At 66.8% G+C, this 18,037-nt stretch carries 13 protein-coding genes and 1 pseudogene; 6 read left to right on the top strand and 8 right to left on the bottom strand.

Annotated features, from left to right (window positions below):
• The first annotated feature begins 52 nt into the window (after window positions 1-52).
• Genes AC3ANU_RS05625 through AC3ANU_RS05615 form a run of 3 tightly spaced genes read left to right on the top strand, consistent with a single transcriptional unit; the run spans window position 53 to window position 3,127 of the window.
• Window positions 53-1,639 (top strand): molybdopterin-dependent oxidoreductase, encoded by a 1,587-nt coding sequence (locus AC3ANU_RS05625; protein ID WP_026265721.1) that lies wholly within the window; start codon window positions 53-55, stop codon window positions 1,637-1,639.
• A 53-nt stretch (window positions 1,640-1,692) separates the two neighbouring features.
• A complete protein-coding gene (locus AC3ANU_RS05620; RefSeq protein ID WP_018768992.1) occupies window positions 1,693-2,709 on the top strand; it encodes an asparaginase in 1,017 nt (338 codons plus the stop codon).
• 40 nt (window positions 2,710-2,749) lie between these two features.
• Window positions 2,750-3,127: a sterol carrier family protein gene (locus tag AC3ANU_RS05615; protein WP_018768993.1), complete on the top strand. Its 378-nt coding sequence runs from the start codon at window positions 2,750-2,752 to the stop codon at window positions 3,125-3,127.
• Between the two features lie 40 nt (window positions 3,128-3,167).
• Here the strand turns inward: AC3ANU_RS05615 and AC3ANU_RS05610 are convergent, their stop codons facing one another.
• Genes AC3ANU_RS05610 through AC3ANU_RS05600 form a run of 3 tightly spaced genes read right to left on the bottom strand, consistent with a single transcriptional unit; the run spans window position 3,168 to window position 6,282 of the window.
• Window positions 3,168-3,929, bottom strand: a complete 762-nt coding sequence (locus tag AC3ANU_RS05610) for an SDR family oxidoreductase (protein ID WP_018768994.1) — start codon at window positions 3,927-3,929, stop codon at window positions 3,168-3,170.
• 13 nt (window positions 3,930-3,942) lie between these two features.
• On the bottom strand, window positions 3,943-4,686 hold the full coding sequence (locus AC3ANU_RS05605; RefSeq protein ID WP_018768995.1) for an aspartate/glutamate racemase family protein: 744 nt from the start codon (window positions 4,684-4,686) through the stop codon (window positions 3,943-3,945).
• 27 nt (window positions 4,687-4,713) lie between these two features.
• Window positions 4,714-6,282 carry an NCS1 family nucleobase:cation symporter-1 gene (locus tag AC3ANU_RS05600; RefSeq protein ID WP_478222898.1) on the bottom strand — a complete coding sequence of 523 codons (1,569 nt, stop codon included), beginning with the start codon at window positions 6,280-6,282 and terminating at the stop codon, window positions 4,714-4,716.
• A gap of 311 nt (window positions 6,283-6,593) precedes the next feature.
• Here AC3ANU_RS05600 and aceE point away from each other — a divergent pair, with 311 nt between their 5' ends.
• The 3 genes from aceE (at window position 6,594) to nboR (ending at window position 11,116) form a co-directional block, all read left to right on the top strand.
• Window positions 6,594-9,335, top strand: coding sequence for a pyruvate dehydrogenase (acetyl-transferring), homodimeric type (gene aceE / locus AC3ANU_RS05595; RefSeq protein WP_488315616.1), 2,742 nt, complete (start codon window positions 6,594-6,596; stop codon window positions 9,333-9,335).
• Between the two features lie 178 nt (window positions 9,336-9,513).
• Window positions 9,514-10,431, top strand: a complete 918-nt coding sequence (locus AC3ANU_RS05590; protein WP_488315615.1) for an NAD(P)H-dependent flavin oxidoreductase — start codon at window positions 9,514-9,516, stop codon at window positions 10,429-10,431.
• Between the two features lie 34 nt (window positions 10,432-10,465).
• Window positions 10,466-11,116 (top strand): nicotine blue oxidoreductase, encoded by a 651-nt coding sequence (gene nboR / locus AC3ANU_RS05585; RefSeq protein WP_488315614.1) that lies wholly within the window; start codon window positions 10,466-10,468, stop codon window positions 11,114-11,116.
• Window positions 11,117-11,129: 13 nt separating this feature from the next.
• Here nboR and AC3ANU_RS05580 read toward each other — a convergent pair whose 3' ends face one another.
• The 5 genes and pseudogenes from AC3ANU_RS05580 to AC3ANU_RS05560 all read right to left on the bottom strand — a co-directional run bounded on the left by AC3ANU_RS05580 (window position 11,130) and on the right by AC3ANU_RS05560 (window position 18,037).
• Window positions 11,130-12,686, bottom strand: a complete 1,557-nt coding sequence (locus tag AC3ANU_RS05580; protein ID WP_488315613.1) for an HNH endonuclease signature motif containing protein — start codon at window positions 12,684-12,686, stop codon at window positions 11,130-11,132.
• Window positions 12,687-12,735: 49 nt separating this feature from the next.
• A complete protein-coding gene (locus tag AC3ANU_RS05575; protein WP_488315945.1) occupies window positions 12,736-13,377 on the bottom strand; it encodes a uracil-DNA glycosylase in 642 nt (213 codons plus the stop codon).
• Between the two features lie 417 nt (window positions 13,378-13,794).
• Window positions 13,795-14,094: pseudogene (locus AC3ANU_RS05570) on the bottom strand (HEAT repeat domain-containing protein); the annotation flags it as partial.
• 32 nt (window positions 14,095-14,126) lie between these two features.
• Window positions 14,127-15,107: an aldo/keto reductase gene (locus tag AC3ANU_RS05565; RefSeq protein WP_488315612.1), complete on the bottom strand. Its 981-nt coding sequence runs from the start codon at window positions 15,105-15,107 to the stop codon at window positions 14,127-14,129.
• Between the two features lie 98 nt (window positions 15,108-15,205).
• Complete coding sequence (locus AC3ANU_RS05560) at window positions 15,206-18,037, bottom strand: molybdopterin-dependent oxidoreductase (RefSeq protein ID WP_018769706.1); 2,832 nt, start codon at window positions 18,035-18,037, stop codon at window positions 15,206-15,208.

Below are 18,037 nucleotides of genomic sequence, written 5' to 3'. Positions count from 1 at the left end.
TGTCCTCCCCCGCCTGGTCAATCCGGAGTCCCGCCCGCTCCGAACCATACATATGACAAAGCTGCGAAACAGGATGACAGGCGCCGGAACCATGGCCGCGTTGGCAGGCGTGGTGGCAGCCGCCGTCGTACTTGCCGTTGCGGAGCTGATTGGCGCATTTTTTACCGCCCGCGCCACCCCCCTCTTTGCCCTGGGGTCCACCTTCATCGACTTCACGCCGCCGTGGCTCAAGGACTTTGCGATCGCCACGTTCGGCACCAACGACAAGACAGCGCTATTCGTGGGCATGGGCCTGACCATTGCGGTGCTCGCCTGCATCCTGGGCGTGGTGGCCTACCGGAAATGGGCCCTCGGCGTCCTGGGTGTACTTTTCATGGGGGCCGTGATCGTGGCCAGCGTGGTGACCCGCGCCGGCGTCGGCGCCGCTGACGCCATCCCTTCGGTGCTGGGAACCCTGGCCGGACTGGTGGTCCTGCACCGCCTGATGGTGCCGCTGTGGGGGCTGAAGGCGTGGCCGGAAGCACCGGCGGATACAGCGTCCGACGGCGGCGAACGGCCTGGGGGCGAAGGCACCAGCCGCCGGCGCTTCTTCGCCACTGCCGGGATCACGGCCGTAGCCGCGGGCATCGCCGCCACCGGTGGGCGGCTGCTGGCTGCGGCGCGCAGCAATGTGGCCCAGGCCCGTGAAGCGTTGAGCCTGCCAACGCCGGCGAAAGCTGCAGCCGCCGTACCGGCCGGGGTCCAGTCCACGGTCCCCGGCGTCCCGCCGTGGCTGACGCCCAATGGCGAGTTCTACCGGATCGATACGGCTTTGAGCGTGCCGGAAATCAACGTTGACGACTGGGAACTGCGCGTTCACGGGCTGGTGGAGCAGGAAGTGACGCTCACCTTCCAGGACCTGCTCGACGCCGAGCTGATCGAATCCCACGTCACGCTCACCTGCGTGTCCAATCCAGTGGGCGGCAACCTCGCCGGAAACGCCAAGTGGCTGGGCCTGCCCATCCGTGAGGTGCTGGCGCGCGCCAAGCCCAAAGAAGGAGCAGACATGGTGCTGTCAAAGTCCATCGACGGCTTCAGCGCTTCCACTCCCCTTGAGGTCCTGCAGGATGACAGGGACGCCATGCTGGCCATCGGCATGAACGGTGAGCCGCTTCCGCTGGAGCACGGCTACCCCGTGCGGATGGTGGTCCCCGGACTGTACGGGTTTGTGTCCGCCACCAAATGGGTGGTGGACCTGGAGGTCACCCGTTTCGCGGACAGCAAGGCCTACTGGACCGAGCGCGGCTGGTCCGAGCGCGGCCCCATCAAGACGATGGCCCGCGTGGACGTGCCCAAGTCCTTCGCGAAGGTGCCGGCCGGGAAAGTCGCGGTGGGCGGCACCGCATGGGCCCAAACTCGCGGCATCAGCAAAGTGGAAATCCAGATCGACAACGGCGGGTGGGCGGAAGCCACCCTCTCCGCCGAAGCGTCCACCGTTACCTGGCGCCAGTGGTCCTATGAGTGGGACGCCACGCCCGGCCCCCACTACATCAAGGTACGGGCAACCGACGGGACCGGGGCGGTCCAAACCGACCAGCGCGCAGATCCCGTGCCTGACGGTGCGTCGGGCTGGCAGTCGATAATGGTCACCGTGCAGTAGGCCGCAGCCCGGAGTGCCCGGGCTTCTGCGGGGCTGGCCCATAGACTGGCAGTATGCCGCATAATCCGCATGCCACCTTCACTGTTGACTCCGCCGTCGAACTGGCCGTGATCGAACGCAGCGGCTTTGTGGAGTCGCGGCACATCGGTTCCGCCGTGCTCCTGTCCGCCGACGGCTCGGTGGTCACCGAACTCGGAGACATCAACACGCCCATCTTCGCGCGGTCCACGCTCAAGCCGTTCCAGGCATTGGCCGCCATGCAGTCCGGGGTTCCGCTGCGGGGCGCCCAGGTGGCCATTGCCTGCGGAAGCCACACGGGCTCCCTGGACCACATGGACGTGGTGGCGGGCATGCTCAAGGCCGCCGGAGTCCGTGAAGACCAGCTGCAGTGCCCCGAGGCCTGGCCGCAGGATGAAACGGCCCGGAACTGGCTGGTGCGCTCCGAAAAGGGCAAGTCGCGGCTGGCGTACAACTGCTCCGGAAAGCACGCCGCTTTCCTGTGGGCCTGCACGGAAAACGGGTGGGACACGCACAGCTACCTGGAGCCGAACCACCCGCTGCAGCAGCGCGTGCGCACCGTTGTGGAGGAATACACGGGTGAGAAGATCGCCCACCTGGGGATCGACGGCTGCGGCGCCCCCGTGGCGGCTGTCTCCCTGAAAGGCCTGGCCAGGGCTTACTCCCAGCTCGCCAAGGCTCCCGGGGACCAGAGCTTCAGCGCCAGGGCCGCCACCATCGCCACTTCGATGCTCGATTACCCATGGGCGGTACAGGGCCGTGGCGAGGCCAACACCCTGGTGATGGACGAGCTGGAGATCATCGCCAAGATCGGGGCAGAGGGGGTGCTGGCCATGGCCACTCCGCAGGGCGTGTCCGTGGCCGTCAAGATCCTGGACGGAAACATCAGGGCCACCTCGCTGGTGGCCCTGACGCTGCTCGCCGCGGCGGGGGCCGTGGAGATCCCGGGAGTTGCCAGCGCCCTGGAGCAGGTTGTGGAACCGGTGATGGGCGGCGGACGGCCGGTAGGAAAGATCCGCCTGGGCCCCGCTGTTTCCGCCCTCCTGGACTGACACCCCTTCCCACACCAGACATCAAAGGAAGGCTGACCGCATGGCCGTAGCCCGCCGTCGTATTGACGTCCAGCAAGGCAAAGCAGCACTGAACGCATGGCTGGAAGCTGCCCAGCCGTCGTCGGACGCTCCCTTGCCGCGAACCGTCCTGGCCACTGCCGTCAGGTACTCGCTGGAGGAGCTGACGGCGCGTGCACCGGGAAACTCCGTGGAGGTGCGCGTCCCGCCGTTCGGCGTCACCCAGTGCGTTGAGGGCCCGCGGCATACGCGCGGCACCCCGCCCAACGTGATTGAGTGCGACGCCGCCACCTGGCTTGCGATGGTGACGGGACAGATGGAGTGGGCCGACGCAGTCAGCGCCGGCAAGGTGGCCGCGTCCGGGCTGCGCGCGGACCTGTCAGCCCTGCTGCCCCTCTAGCCCCTCCGGCCCTTCGCGCTGCTCCGGCCCGGCAGAAGCCTTAGCCGCGGCCGATGAAGGGCATGCCCGCAGCGGTGACCACTACTGACCCCACGCTGGCCGAGGCCGGCATGTTGGCCATCATCAGTACTGCGCGGGCCGCGTCCGCCACCGGAAACATGGGCTCCACCTTGCGGCTGCCGTCTGCCTGCAGGGCCCCCGAGCCGACGCCGATGGTGTCCATGATGTCGGTGGCGGTGTTGCCGATGTCGATCTGCCCGCAGGTGATGCCGTAGCCCCGGCCGTCCAGTTCGATGCTCCTGGTCAGGCCTGTCATGGCGTGCTTGGTGACCGTATAGGCCACCGTCCGCGGCCGCGGTGAATGCGCCGAGATGGAGCCGTTGTTGATGATCCGGCCGCCCTGCGGTTCCTGCGATTTCATGGTCCTTACCGCCGCGGCGGCGCACAGCATGGACCCGGTGAGGTTCACGGCAAGGGTGGCGTTCCAGTCTTCCAGGCTGATCTCATCCACCCCGGCGGCGGGACCGAACACGCCGGCATTGTTGAACAGGACGTCCACCCGCCCCCACTTCCGGCGCGCTGCCTCGAAAAGCCGTTCGACGTCGTCGCGCCGGGTGACGTCGCACGGCACCACCAGGGCCTCCGCGTGGCCGTCCGCCGTTTCAGCAAGTTGGGCCTCGCGGCGGCCGGCCAGCACCACGCGGTAGCCGTCGGCCAGCATCTGCCGGGCAACCTCCCGGCCAATGCCGGAGCCGGCCCCGGTCACTACGGCAACGCGTGCTGTGGGAAGGGAAGTGGTCATGCGGTCTCCTGGCCTAAAACTGCGCCGGCACGGCCGGCTTGTTCAGCGGCCAGCCTATGACGGTCTTGGGACGCGGCGCAGCGAAGGTCCGCACCTTGGAGGTGGAAAGGCCCATCCGGACCAGCGATTCGGCGATGGTTACGGCCGAGGCCACACCGTCCACCACGGGAACGCCTGCCCGTTGCCGGATCTGTTCGTCCAGCCCCGCCATCCCGCCGCAGCCAAGGACAATCACCTCGGCCTTGTCCTCAGTGACGGCCAGCATGGCCTGGTTGATGATTGCCTCAACGGCGCGTTCCGGTTCCTCCTCGAGTTCCAGGACCGCCATTCCGCTGGCACGGACGGAAGCACATCTTGCGTCCAGGCCGGCCAGCTTCAGCCGGTCCTCGATGAGGGGAACCGTCCTGTCCAGCGTGGTGACCACCGAGTATTTATGGCCCAGGAACATGGCTGTGCCGGCGGCAGCCTCGGTGATGTCGACCACCGGCACGTCCAGCAGCTCCTGGAGCCCTTCCCTCCCGTGCTCGCCGTAGCCGGCCTGGATGACGGCGTCAAACGTTCCCGGGAAGGAGGTGACGGCGTCCATCACGGCGATGGCAGCCAGGTAGCTTTCGAAGTTGCCTTCGCAGGAGTCCGCGCCGAACCTCGGGGTGATTCCCACGATTTCCGTGCCGGGAGCGGCAACACTGCGTGCCGAGGCCGCGATGGAGTCCGTCATTGATTGCGTGGTGTTTACGTTGGCGACAAGTATGCGCATTGGGTAGGTCCTTGGCTTGTGACTGGCTCAGTGGGTACTGACGACGGCGATGGCTTCCCCGTCGTGGTCGTCCAGCCTTTGGTTGCGGTCGGCGATGAAGAAGTACAGTGCCGCCGCAATGCCCGCTGCGAAGAACCAGGCGAAGGGTGCCGCGGCAGCCAGTGCCGGTACGAAGGCGATCAGCAGGGCAAGGACGGCGGCCGGAACCATGGCGATGATCGCCCGGGGGTTGACGCCCTTCCTGTAGAAGTACGCGCCCTCCGGTGATGCCGTGTAGAGCTCGGGGACGTTGACCTTGCCACGGCGGATCAGCCAGTAGTCAGCCATGACGACGCCGAACAGCGGGCCGAGCAAGGCACCGAGGCCGCCCAGGAAGTACACGATGACCAGCGGGTTGTTGTAGAGGTTCCAGGGCAGGATGACCAGGCCGATGGTGGCGGAGACCATTGCTGCCTTGCGGAAGTTCAACCGCCGGGGGAACAGGTTGGTCAGGGCGTAGACAGGGGCGACGAAGTTGGCCATGAGGTTCACTGCGATGGTCAGGATCAGCAGGGCAAGGCACGCAAGGACCAGGAAGAGCGTGTTGGGGATGGTCTGGACGATATCCGAGGGGCTCTTGATGATGGTCCCGTTGATTTTGAACTGGCCACCGGCCATGACCACCACGATGGCGCCGAACACGAGCATGTTGATGGGGATGCCCCAGAAGTTTCCGCGGACCACGGCCTTCTTTGAGACGGCTGAGCGGGTGAAATCGCAGAAGTTCAGGACGAAGGTGCCGTAGATCGAAACCCAGAGGGCGCCGCCGGCGAAGATCGTGAGCCACATTTCCGGCCCTTCCAGGGCCTTGTTGGAGGACCAGGCGATGCTTCCGCCGGCCTCCACGAAGATCCAGACAGCCATTGCGGCCATGGTGGCCAGGATGACGGGGCCGGCGAAGGCCTCGTATTTGCGGATCATCTCCATGCCGAAGCTGACGATGACCAGCTGGACCACCCAGAGGGCCACGAATGCCATCCACCCCAGCGTGGACAGCCCCAGGAGGGAGTCCTGGTCCAGGTCGTGGAGGCCCGGGAACATGGCCACGAGCATGACGCGGAAGACAACGGACGCCAGGTACGTCTGAATGCCGAACCAGGCCACGGCCACCGCGCCGCGGAGGAGGCTGGCGATCTGGGCGCCCCTGATGCCGAAGCTGATGCGGCTCATGACCGGGAAGGGGACGCCGGTCTTCACCCCCATGAAGCCGGAAAGGGTAAGGAGGCCGAACAGCAGCGCGGCACCAATGCCGAGTGCCATCAGGATCTGCCACCCGCCCAGCCCCAAAGCGAACAGCCCAATGGCGAAGGCGTAGTTGCCCAGGCTGTGCACGTCATTGGCCCACAGGGTGAAGATGCTGTAGCTCGTCCAGCTGCGGCCCGTGCGTTTGGTGGGGGCAAGGTCTGCATTGTAGAGGGAAGGGCTGATGCTCTTGCCGGAAGCCGCGCTGGCCGATTCGCACAGGGCTTCGACACTGCCGGCCGGGTGGACCGGCCCGGCTGACGGCGCTGTCAGGTCCAGGTCCGCGTCAACGCCCGCCGATGGAGGGGTCTGCATAGGGGTCTCAATTCTTTGGTGGATTCCGTGTGGTGAGGCCGACCTTGGGTCGTTTCTGTTATTCCACATTGCGGAATCGAGATATTGAATAGTGAAATAAGAGTATGACCTGCGTCACGGGGGCGTCAAGCAATGCCGGCATGGGCGGGCAGTCACAAACTGTTTCTTCCTCCCGGCCTGCGCACCCTGCGGGCTCAGGGGCACCGGTCACATTGACCATACCCCCGCGTCTGACTAATCTCATCTAGCAATAATGTTTTCTCGTAATATGAAAACTCAAGCCGAGCATTCGAAGATGAAAAGAGGCTGCCGTGGCTGCAGGAGAAGATACCTCCCATATCCTCAGCGGGTTGACTAACCAGCTGCCTGATCGTGATCCGGAAGAGACTGCCGAGTGGGTTGAGTCCCTGGATGCGTTGATCAGGGAACAGGGCACCGAGCGTGCCCAATACATCATGCGGAGCCTGCTGCAGCGCGCCGGCGCGCAGAGCGTCGGGGTGCCGATGGTGACCACCACCGATTACGTGAACACGATCCCGGTGGACCAGGAAGCCCAGTTCCCGGGCAACGAGGAGTACGAGCGCCGGTACCGGGCCTACATGCGGTGGAACGCCGCGGTCATGGTCCACCGGGCGCAGCGGCCCGATATCGGCGTCGGCGGGCACATCTCCACCTACGCCGGTGCCGCGACCCTGTACGAGGTCGGGTTCAACCACTTCTTCCGCGGCAAGGAACACCCCGGCGGCGGGGACCAGGTCTTCTTCCAGGGCCACGCCTCCCCCGGGATGTACGCCCGGGCGTTCATGGAAGGACGCCTCTCCGAGGAGGACCTGGACGGGTTCCGGCAGGAAAAGTCCCGCGAGGGCCACGCCCTGTCCTCCTACCCGCACCCGCGCCTGATGCCGCACTTCTGGGAATTCCCTACCGTGTCCATGGGCATCGGCCCGATGAACGCGATCTACCAGGCCCAGAACAACCGGTACCTGCACAACCGGGGCCTGAAAGACACCTCCGACCAGCAGGTCTGGGCGTTCCTGGGCGACGGCGAAATGGACGAACCCGAATCCCGCGGCCTGCTGCAGCTGGCGGCGAACGAAAACCTGGACAACCTGAACTTCGTGATCAACTGCAACCTCCAGCGCCTGGACGGGCCGGTGCGCGGCAACGGCAAGATCATGCAGGAACTCGAAGCGTTCTTCCGCGGCGCGGGCTGGAACGTGATCAAGGTCGTCTGGGGCCGGGAATGGGATGACCTGCTCACCCGCGACACCGACGGGTCCCTGGTGAAAATCATGAACGAAACCGTCGACGGGGACTACCAGACCTACAAAGCCGAATCCGGCGGGTTCGTCCGCGAACACTTCTTCGGCAAAACCCCGCAGACCAAAGACCTCGTCGCGGACCTCACCGACGACCAGATCTGGAACCTCAAACGCGGCGGCCACGACTACCGCAAGGTCTACGCAGCCTACAAAGCCGCCACCGAATTCAAGGGCAAACCCACCGTCATCCTCGCCCACACCGTCAAGGGCTACGGCCTGGGACCGCGGTTTGAAGGCAGGAATGCCACGCACCAAATGAAGAAGCTGACGGTCGAGGATCTCAAGGACTTCAGGGATTACCTGCGGATCCCCATCTCGGACGAACAACTGGACGCCGACCCATACCGGCCTCCCTATTACCACCCGGGCCTGGATGCACCCGAGATCGCCTACCTCCTTGAACGGCGGCGGGCGTTGGGCGGATCGGTTCCCGAGCGCCGCAGCCGATACAGTGCTGTGGAGCTTCCGGATGAAAAGTCCTACGAGGTAGCCAGGCGGGGTTCTGGCAAGCAGCAGGCCGCCACCACCATGGCCTTCGTCCGCCTGCTCAAGGATTTGCTCCGTGACAAAAAGTTCGGGGGCAGGATTGTGCCCATCGTGCCGGATGAATCACGCACGTTCGGCATGGATGCGTTCTTCCCCACCGCGAAGATCTACAACCCCGAGGGCCAGAACTACCTGTCCGTGGACCGCGACCTGGTCCTGGCCTACAAGGAATCCCCCGCCGGGCAACTGATCCACCCCGGCATCAACGAAGCCGGCGCCGTGGCAGCCTTCACCGCCGCCGGGACCTCCTACGCCACCCACGGCGTGCCCCTGGTCCCGGTCTACGTGTTCTACTCCATGTTCGGCTTCCAGCGCACCGGCGACGCCTTCTGGGCCGCAGCAGACCAAATGACCCGCGGCTTCATCATCGGCGCCACCGCAGGCCGGACCACCCTCACCGGCGAAGGCCTCCAGCACGCCGACGGCCACTCCCCCCTGCTCGCCTCCACCAACCCCGCCGTGCTCACCTACGACCCCGCCTACGGCTACGAAATCGGCCACATCATCCGCTCCGGCCTCGAACGCATGTACGGGCCGGACTCAACGGACAAGAACGTCATGTACTACCTCACCGTGTACAACGAACCCATCGTCCAGCCCGCCGAACCCGAAAACCTCGACATCGAAGGCGTCATCAAGGGCATCTACCTGCTCGCACCGGCAAAGATCGACGGTCCCCGCACCCAGATCCTCGCCTCCGGCGTCTCCGTGCCCTGGGCCATCGAAGCCCAGCGCGTCCTGGCCGACGACTGGAACGTCTCCGCCGACGTCTGGTCCGTCACCTCCTGGAACGAACTGCGCCGCGACGGCCTCGCCGCCGAAGAAGAAGCCTTCCTCAACCCCGGCCAACCCGCCCGCACCCCGTTCGTCACCCAGCAACTCGAAGGCGCCACCGGCCCCATCGTCGCCGTCTCCGACTACATGAAAGCCGTCCCCGACCAGATCCGGCAGTTCGTCCCCAACGAATTCGCCACCCTCGGCGCCGACGGCTTCGGCTTCTCCGACACCCGCGCAGCAGCGCGCCGCTACTTCAAGAACGACACCCACTCCATCGTGGTGAAAGTGCTGCAAATGCTGGCGGCGAGGGGCGAGGTTGAGGAGGGCGCGCCGTCGTATGCCCTGGACCGCTACAAACTCCTGGACGTCAACGCCGGCACCACCGGTGGCGCGGGCGGCGACGCCTGAGACGGGGAACCGCGCCAAATTCCGGAGGCCTTTGGGCCTATTGACGACGGTGCAGCTGCGGTCTGTACTTGCCCTGTAAGCCCGTCCCTGTTGTGTGAAGGAGCAGCGGTGGAGTCCGATGCTGCGGACGTCTTTTTGTAAACTCCTCGGAATTGACTACCCCATCATGCAGGCGGGAATGGGGCCCTTCGGGAGCGATGCAGCACTGGCTGCTGCTGTTTCCAACGCAGGCGCTTTGGGCAGCCTCGGCGGTGCACTTCGCACCGCCGAGGATCTTCGCGGCAGCATCCGGCGAATCCGGGAGCTCACCGGGCGGCCTTTCGCGGTGAACTTCACCCAGCCCTGGCTGCAGGGCCACCCCGAGTCCTTCGACATAGCTGTGGAGATGCAGGCGCCTGTGATTTCCATGGCGCTGGGCGATCCGTACGGGTTCCCGGCAAAGGTGCATGCAGCGGGTGGCCTTTTTGTACAGCAGGTCCACACTGTCCAGCAGGCCCGGCTGGCTGCGGACCGCGGCGCGGACGTGATCATTGCCCAGGGAGCTGAAGCCGGCGGGTTCGGCGGGAGTATCTCCACGTTGGTCCTGGTGCCGCAGGTGGTGGATGCGGTGAATCCCTTGCCGGTTCTGGCTGCGGGTGGAATTGCAGACGGCAGGGGCTTGGCGGCTGCCCTCATGCTGGGCGCCCAGGGAGCCAATATGGGGACGCGTTTCCTGGCGTCGACAGAAGCATCGATCAGCGAAGGCTGGAAACGCTCCCTGGTAGCCGCCGAAGCCCAGGACGCCGTCAAGGTGGAGGTCTGGGACGATATCTTCACGAAACCGGGGAGCGGTGCCTTCGATGTGGTTCCCCGCGCCCTGCGGACCCCTTTCATAGATCAGTGGCAACCCAACCGGGCTGGAGCGGTGCAGCAGTCGGCCCGGCTCCAGGAAGATATTGGAACGGGAATCCGGGAGGGGCGGATGGAGGAGTATGTACCATTCACCGGCCAGTCCGCGGGGCTGGTCAGCAGCATTCTCCCGGCCGCAGGGATCGTGCAGGAGCTCGTGGCTGGAGCCGTTGGCGCATTGCGGCGTGCCCGGGAACTTGGTGTGTAAAAGGCCACCGCCTCGGAAGCACTACAGTGCAGCTATGACGAGCATGGATGCCCGCGGAACGGAATCGGCTGGCCCCGGGGTGACGGGCATTGTGCTGGCAGCCGGAGGCGGGACACGGCTGGGTTTGGGCCCCAAGGCCCTGTTGCCGTATCGCGGTCGGCCACTGGTTGAGGCCATCGCAGGCAGGCTGCTCGACGGCGGTTGCCGGGAAGTGGTGGTGGTCCTGGGGGCTGGAGCAGCTGATGTTGAGGCTGCTGCCCGTTTGGACCAGTGCCGCGTGCTGACCAACGTGGAATGGCAGTCAGGCATGGGCAGTTCCTTCCTGCTCGGGAACCAGGCCGCGGCTCCGCAGGATCACCTGCTGGTTGCGCTGGTGGACCAGCCGGGCCTGACCTCCGAAACCGTGGAGCGGCTGCTGGACCGCCGCCGCCGCGGACGGATTACCGCTGCCGCCTACCGCCGACGCGACGGCCCCGGCGAGGGCGGGGACGCTGAACTCCAGCGCGGCCATCCCCTGCTCATCGACGTGTCCCTGCGGGAAGCGGTGTGTGCAACAGTGAAGGGCGACGCCGGCGCACGCGGCTTCCTGCGGGCGCATCCGGAACTGGTGGATGAGGTGGATTGCAGCGACCAATCAACGGGTGAGGATGTGGATACCCCGGACCAGTTGGGGCTTCTCCGTTAGCAACCGAGGGTGGTCAGGCATGGGCGTGCAGGAACTTCTCAAGGGCATCCTCCCAGGGGGACGTGCCGTGGTGAACGATGTCGATGCTGCCCGGCTGTGGTCGTTCCGGCCACCTTGGTGGTTCCCAGTCCTGGTGTTCGCTTGTGTAGTGGCGGCCGGTGGGTGAGGTCCAGCCGGGTGGTTCGTTCGTGCTGGCCGGGGTGGGTTTCCAGGCGGTGGTGTGCCGGAGCCTGTGGTGTTTCGGGCAGGGCTGTCCCAGGTTGCTGATGCCGGTGGTGCCGCCGTGGTGCCAGGCGAGAAGATGGTCGGCCTCCGTGTCCAGGGAGGTGTTGCTGCAGCCCGGGAACGGGCATTTCCCGTCCCGCATCCGCAGCCAGGCCCGCATCGCCCTGGGAACCCGGTAACTCTTCCGGCCAATCTCCAACGGCGCCCCGTCCCGCGGGTCCACCAACACCCGGTAAAACGAGCCCGCCCCGTCCGCGACCAGTCGCCGCGCCATCGACGCCGGCACCGGACCATACCCGTCCAGCATCGCCGGTTCATCGGTCAGGCCCATCAGCGCGAACACCGGAACCGTAACCAGGACCTCGGCGCGGACCGATGGCGACTGGTGGCCAGTTCCCGATGCGGCGCTGGTCCCGCTGCCGCTGGTGCCGGCGCCCGGCCCGGCAGCAGCCACGACGCCGGCAGTGGCACTGGCACTGGTGAGACTGGTGCTGCCGCCCCGGGTGTTACCGCTGCCGAGGATCGCGGCGGTGAAACTGTCCGCGCGCAGCTGGGGCATGGTCCTGTCCTCGGCCGGCCCCTGCAAACCTCGTGCGGCAGCGGTGAGCCGGTTCCACCCAGCCATGGCCTGGTCCGCGGGCAGGTACGCGCCCAGCCACGCCATCCCGTCCCGGTCCGGCCGGAACTCCACCCGCCGCTCCGCCACACCCCTGGCGTGCCGCTTCTCCATCGATTCGGCGTGGTGGCGTTCCCGCCAGGTCCGGGCCTTGACCCGGAACCGGTGCGCCGGCAGTTCCCCAACCGGGCACCCCCTGGCCGGGGGAAGGGCGTCCGGGTCCGGCGTATCGGGTGGCAGGAAATGCGCCTCCAACGCCGCCGCCCCCGCCGCATCAAGGGACGCCGTCTCGTCTGCCAGCACTATCGCGTGCTGCCACGACAGGGTCCCTGACTGCAGCGCCTCCAAAGTCCGCGGCAATGAAACAGTCAGGGCGTGGGAGGTGGCCAGGAACGACGCCGCCGCCCGCGGACCCAGGGCCAGCACGCACCCGATCTCCGCCGCGACCGCCATTTCCTGCGCCACCATTGGCACGTCCGGCCCCGCCACAGCATGCGCAGCCTCCGCGTACCCCACCGCAGCCTTCGCCTTCAACCCCGCAACCCGCGCCTCGACCTCCCGGGCCCCGGCGAGGATGTCCAGGCACCCATCCGCCAAACCGGCCAGCGGATCAGAAACCGCATCAGCATCCGAGAACGCCTCCAGACCCGCCCCGTCCACCTCAGCCTGAAGCACAGCAAGGGCAGCGCGAATCTCCTCGAACGCCCTCACCACCGCCGCCTTCCCCATAAACCCATCATGACAAGGGGGTCCGACATTCTGGCCGTGAAGAGTCAGGTCAATCCTGCGGCCTTCCCTCAAGCAACTCCTCGAGTCCCCGCTTGAAGCCGGACCGGCCGCCATGGGCAGGATGCCGGATCTTAGGGGCAGCCAGGCCGCTGCGCTGCAGGCTGTGCTGGGCAACATTTCCCACTGCCACGATGGAGCTGATCCCGAAGATCTCCGCGAGCTCCTGCCAGAAGGATGTTCCGAGCTTGGTTTCCGAGGGTTTTGGTGTGCGGTTGGACAAGGGCTTGCCGGGCTGGTGGGGGTGCCAGGGGAAAGCACTCCAGAGCAGCGGTACGAAGTCCACTTCTTCGAGGACTTGCCACAGCACCGTTGCAGTAGGTTCGGCGGCTATTCCCGCGGCGTCCGGCGGCAGCACATAGCCTTTGCCGGGGCCGAAGAGTCCAAACCTGTTGACGGGACCTTCGATGATGGTCCTGTTGGTGAAGGGCACGCCCGTGATCCGCATGCCCCTAAAGCCCGGGGCCTCACCCACCAGCAGTACCCTGGGCCGCCGGTCCAGCATTTCCTGCAGGTAGATCTCAAGGTTGCGCCGGCGCAGCTCATTCGCCGGGACGGAACGGTTGAAGAAGTTGTTGCAGACCGGCCCGGCCTCGACGGCGGCCAGCCGCTCAACGAAGGCTTGAATTGGGATCGCCGCAACGCGTTCCGCTGCCGGTGCGTCCGCGCGGGACAGCCGGGCTTTCCGAAGGTTTTCGCGCACGATCCAGCGGACATCCTTGTCCTGGCTGGCTGCCCACCGCTCCAGCCGCGCGAAGCCCAGGGCAGGGGAAGCGGCCGCGGCAACGCTCCAGCAATAGCCGAGCCCCTGGCGCAGCACGCGGAATTGATCCAGCTTCCGCGATTCCGGGCCGGTTCCTTCGACCGACGCCGTGATCCGGTCGAGGGTTTCCACTGCCTTGGCTGCATCTTCCGGTACGCGGAGCAGCCGTGGTTCGCAGACCCCGGCTGCAAGGGCACGTTGGACCAGGGGCTTCCCGTCCACCCATTCCCTGGCCAACGCCCACAGTGCCCGCATGTCCGCGTCTCCCAGCCGCTGCAGGGCCATGGCAACACCTTCACGAACCCGCCAGCGCCCGTCCTCCGCCAAGACCCTTAGTGTTTCCGCGGCGCGCTGGTCACCCGCGGCAAGCAGGCGGCCGAGGCCGACAGCAGCGCACGTGGCAAGGTACTCGTCCGGACTGTCAACGAGCCGTCGGATGAGGCCGGGATCCGCCACGTCGGCGAACGCCGCAACCAGTTCAAGGTTGCCGCGCGGCCCCGGCAATCCTGACTCGGCGCGGAGGTACGCCTCCCATTGCGCCGACGGCAGCGCTTCCAGGACCGCCCGGTAGTCCGACGTCTTGGTCATCGTTCAACTCCCTGCCGCCCACAGGTGCTGCCTTACCAGCGGGGGTGGATGGCCTCACGGAAGTAGTGGTCGTAGATCCAGCGGACGCCGGCGTCGAACTCTTCGCTGATGCTGACCGTGGCCGCAGCGGCGTTCGCCCCGGCCTGATCCACGTTGCGCGCGCCGGGGATCACCGACGTGACGCCGTCCTGCGCGGCAATCCACGCAATGGCCGCCTGCGCGGTGGTGGCGCCCTCCGGCACCAGCTGTTCGAACTCCGCCACGGCTTTCAGGCCCAGTTCGTAGTCCACGCCGGAGAAAGTCTCGCCAACGTCGAACGCCTCGCCCTTGCGGTTGTAGTTCCGGTGGTCGTTCTCCGCGAAGGTGGTCTCTTTCGAGTACTTCCCGGACAGCAGGCCGGACGCCAGCGGCACGCGGGCGATGATGCCCACCCCGGCCGCTTTGGCGGCCGGAAGCACCTCGTCCAGCGGCTTGAGCCGGAAGGCGTTCAGGATGATCTGCACCGAGGCAGTTCCCTCGTGGCGGATGGCTTCGAGGGCCTCGTCCGTCCGCTCCACGCTGACGCCGTAGTTACGGATGGCGCCTTCGGCCACAAGGGTGTCCAGGGCGTCGTAGACCTCGTTGTTGCTGTAGACCGGGGTGGGCGGGCAATGCAGCTGGACCAGGTCCAGGGTGTCCATGCCCAGGTTTTTCCTTGAGCGGTCCACCCATTGGCGGAAATTGGCCAGCGTGTAGTTTTCCGGCCGCTGTTCCATCCGGCGGCCCATCTTGGTGGCCACCGTGACGCCGAGGCCCGGGTTGTCCGCCAGGAACTTCCCGATAGCCTGCTCACTCTTGCCGTCGCCATACACGTCTGCGGTGTCGAAGAGGGTGACCCCGGCCTCCACGGAGGCGGCGAGGATGGCCTGCGCCTGTGCCGGGTCCACGTTGCCCCAGTCCGCGCCGAGCTGCCAGGTGCCGAGCCCCACGATGGAGACGTTCCGTCCGGTCTTGCCTAAAATCCGCTGTTCCATCCCCTGACTATATGCAACGATGCAACCCGCAGTCAGGTTGCCCCGCTGCGAACACCTTTTGGGCCTTCCGCACGCACGGTGCGGGCAGGGCCCCGGCGTTATGACCGGGCGTGCTCGAGCTTGGGCACCAGCCCCGCCTCCTTCAGCCCCAGGTAGATGCGGTCCCGGGAAATTGGCAGCGACGCGAAGCGCACGCCCGTGGCGTTGCGGATGGCGTTGGCCAGCGCCGGCGCCACCGGGTTGAAGGGGCTTTCGCTCATCGACTTGGCCCCCAGCGGCCCCATCTTGTCGTTGGTGTCCGCGAAGTACACCTCGCTGCGCGGCACGTCCGCAAAAGTAGGGATGTGGTACTGCCGCAGGATGTCCGTGGTGACCTTTCCGGCGTCGTCCACCACCACCTCCTCGTAGAGCGTGGCGCCAAGGGCCTGGGCGATCCCACCTTCGATCTGGCCGCGGCACTGCCGCGGGTTGACCACCACGCCGGCGTCGGCCGCCTGCACGCTTTGCAGGATCTTCAGCTCGCCGGTGCCGCGGTTCACCGCCACCCGGAAGCCGTGCACATTGAATGCGACGGAGCGCGGAGTCCCGCCCCAGCGCCCCTCGGCGGCGAGTTCGACGCCGGCACTCTCCGCGGCCTGGGCCAGTTCAGACAGTGCCACGGGAGTCCCGTCGACCACCAGGACGTCGCCCTCAAGGACGCAGGCGGAGGCCTGGGTCTGCCGGATGCCGGCGGCGAATGCACGGATCCGGACGGCCAGTTCCTCTGCTGCGGCGAGGGTGGCTTTGCCGGCCACTACGGTGCCGGCCGAGCCGAAGGCACCGGTATCGTGCTCTACCAGGTCCGTGTCCGATTGCCGCACCGCCACCCTGGACGCTTCCGTGGAGAGGGCGGTAGCGGCAAGCTGGGCGTGCACCGTGGTGGTGCCGTTCCCGAACTCGGCGGTCCCGACGTCGGCCTGGTACGTTCCGTCCGGCAGGAGCCGGAGCCTTGAATGGGCAAAGTGGCCGCGCGGCGGCACGGTGTCGATCATGGACAGGGCCGTGCCTTCGCCCACCATCCAGTCAGGCCCCAGGTCCTCAAGGCCGGCCTGCCGGTAGCGTTCGCGGCCGCGGTCCAGCGCGTCCCTGACCAGGTCCAGGCATTGGTCCAGCCCGTAGCTGCCGTAATGGACGTCCTCTTCCGGGTCCGGCTGGGTGGACAGCATGTGGTCCCCTTCCCGGACCATGTTCCGGCGGCGGAACTCGAACGGGTCCATGCCGATCCCGGCGGCGAGCTCATCCATGGCGGACTCGACGGCGAAGATCATCTGGCTCAGCCCGTACCCGCGGAAAGCTCCGGACGGCACGGTGTTGGTGTACACAGAATGCGCGTCCACCTTCTTGTTCGCGCAGTTGTAGACCGCCAGCGATTCGCCGCAGCCGTGGAACATGACGCCGGGGCCGTGGTTTCCGTAGGCGCCGGTGTTGGTCACCACGTCCAGCTCCAGGGCCGTCAGCTTCCCGTCCTTGCTCGCTCCGGCCTTCAGCTTGATGGTGAAGGGGTGCCGGGTGGTGGTGGCGGTGAACTGTTCGGTGCGGGTCAGTTCCAGCTGGACGGGCCGCCCGAGCTTGAGGGCCGCGAGCGCCACGAGGTCCTCGGTGAGCACTTCCTGCTTGCCGCCGAACCCGCCGCCCACGCGGCCGGCCACCACATGCACTCTGTCCTCTTCCAGGCCGAAGATCCGGCACAGGGTGCGGCGGACCAGGAAGGGGACCTGGCTGGAGGTGCGCACCTGCAGCCGTCCTTCCGCGTCCACCGAGGCGATGGCTGCATGGGTTTCCAGTGCCACGTGCTGGACCCGCTGGGTTTGGTAGGTCTTTTCGTGGATGAAGTCGGCGGCAGCGAAACCGTCGGCCACGCTGCCCAGCTCCGAGTGGAGCTCCGCCACCACGTTCCGCTCAGGCCGGGCGATCCGGGAGCCTGCAGCATCCTTGCCACCGTGGACCAGCGGGGCGCCGGGCAGCAGTGCATCCTGCGGTGAGAGGACCGCCGGGAGTTCCTCATAGTCCACCCGGAGGGCACGGACGCCGGCTTCCGCGGCGCCCACCGATTCAGCCACGACGGCGGCCACCCGCTGCCCAATGAACCGGACCACGTCATCGAGCACCCGGGTGTCATCGGGGTCGTCCGTGAACAGCTCGTGTTGTGCGGTGGAGAACAGCTGTTCCGGGGCGTCTTCGGAGGTGAAGACGGCTACCACGCCGGGAACCCTCAGCGCCGCAGCCTTGTCGATGGACACCACCCGCGCGTGGGCATGGGGCGAACGGAGGATCTTCAGGTGCAGCAGCCCCTGCAGCTGCTCCGGCGGCACGTCCAGGGTGTACCGGGCAGCGCCCGTGACCACCGCGCGGCTGGCCGGCGCCGGGACGTCATCGCCCAGCCGGCCCGGCTCCGGATCCGGCTGCCCGTCCCCTGCGATGCCGGAGCCCGGCCCCTGGGGATCCGGGCGCCCGGCGTCCCCGCAGACGGCATCCGCGATGGCACGGTAGCCGGTGCACCGGCAGAGGTTGCCTTTGAGGTTCCGGGGCAGGTTCTCCTTCTGTTCATCTGTGAAGGTGGCGGCCGTCATCACCATGCCGGCCGTGCAGAAGCCGCACTGGAAGCCCTGGCGCTCCAGGAACTGCTGCTGCACCGGGTGGAGCTGCCCGTCGGGGCCGCCGGCACCCGCGAGCCCCTCGATAGTGGTGACGGCATGGCCCTCCGCCCGGACAGCCGGGTAGATGCAGCTGTGGACCGGGGTGCCGTCCACGTGCACCGTGCAGGCACCGCAGTCGCCGCCGTCACAGCCTTTCTTTACCCCAAGGTTTCCCTGCTCCCGCAGGAACGTGCGCAGGCACTGCCCGGGACGGGGTGCCGCGTCCGCGGAAATTCCGTTAATCTCGATGGCCAT

It is taken from the genome of Arthrobacter sp. SDR-2R (assembly GCF_057747955.1).
Note: the sequence above shows the minus strand (reverse complement) of the source record. Positions and strands in the feature narration are given on the sequence as shown.

Excerpts from the sequence above, each read along its gene's own strand:
- nboR (WP_488315614.1), top strand. The coding sequence starts at position 10,466 with ATGACGAGCATGGATGCCCGCGGAACGGAATCGGCTGGCCCCGGGGTG.
- AC3ANU_RS05565 (WP_488315612.1), bottom strand. The coding sequence starts at position 15,107 with ATGGAACAGCGGATTTTAGGCAAGACCGGACGGAACGTCTCCATCGTG.
- AC3ANU_RS05625 (WP_026265721.1), top strand. The coding sequence starts at position 53 with ATGACAAAGCTGCGAAACAGGATGACAGGCGCCGGAACCATGGCCGCG.
- AC3ANU_RS05610 (WP_018768994.1), bottom strand. The coding sequence starts at position 3,929 with ATGACCACTTCCCTTCCCACAGCACGCGTTGCCGTAGTGACCGGGGCC.
- AC3ANU_RS05605 (WP_018768995.1), bottom strand. The coding sequence starts at position 4,686 with ATGCGCATACTTGTCGCCAACGTAAACACCACGCAATCAATGACGGAC.
- AC3ANU_RS05560 (WP_018769706.1), bottom strand. The coding sequence starts at position 18,037 with ATGGCCATCGAGATTAACGGAATTTCCGCGGACGCGGCACCCCGTCCC.
- AC3ANU_RS05615 (WP_018768993.1), top strand. The coding sequence starts at position 2,750 with ATGGCCGTAGCCCGCCGTCGTATTGACGTCCAGCAAGGCAAAGCAGCA.
- AC3ANU_RS05580 (WP_488315613.1), bottom strand. The coding sequence starts at position 12,686 with ATGGGGAAGGCGGCGGTGGTGAGGGCGTTCGAGGAGATTCGCGCTGCC.
- AC3ANU_RS05600 (WP_478222898.1), bottom strand. The coding sequence starts at position 6,282 with ATGCAGACCCCTCCATCGGCGGGCGTTGACGCGGACCTGGACCTGACA.
- AC3ANU_RS05590 (WP_488315615.1), top strand. The coding sequence starts at position 9,514 with ATGGGGCCCTTCGGGAGCGATGCAGCACTGGCTGCTGCTGTTTCCAAC.
- AC3ANU_RS05620 (WP_018768992.1), top strand. The coding sequence starts at position 1,693 with ATGCCGCATAATCCGCATGCCACCTTCACTGTTGACTCCGCCGTCGAA.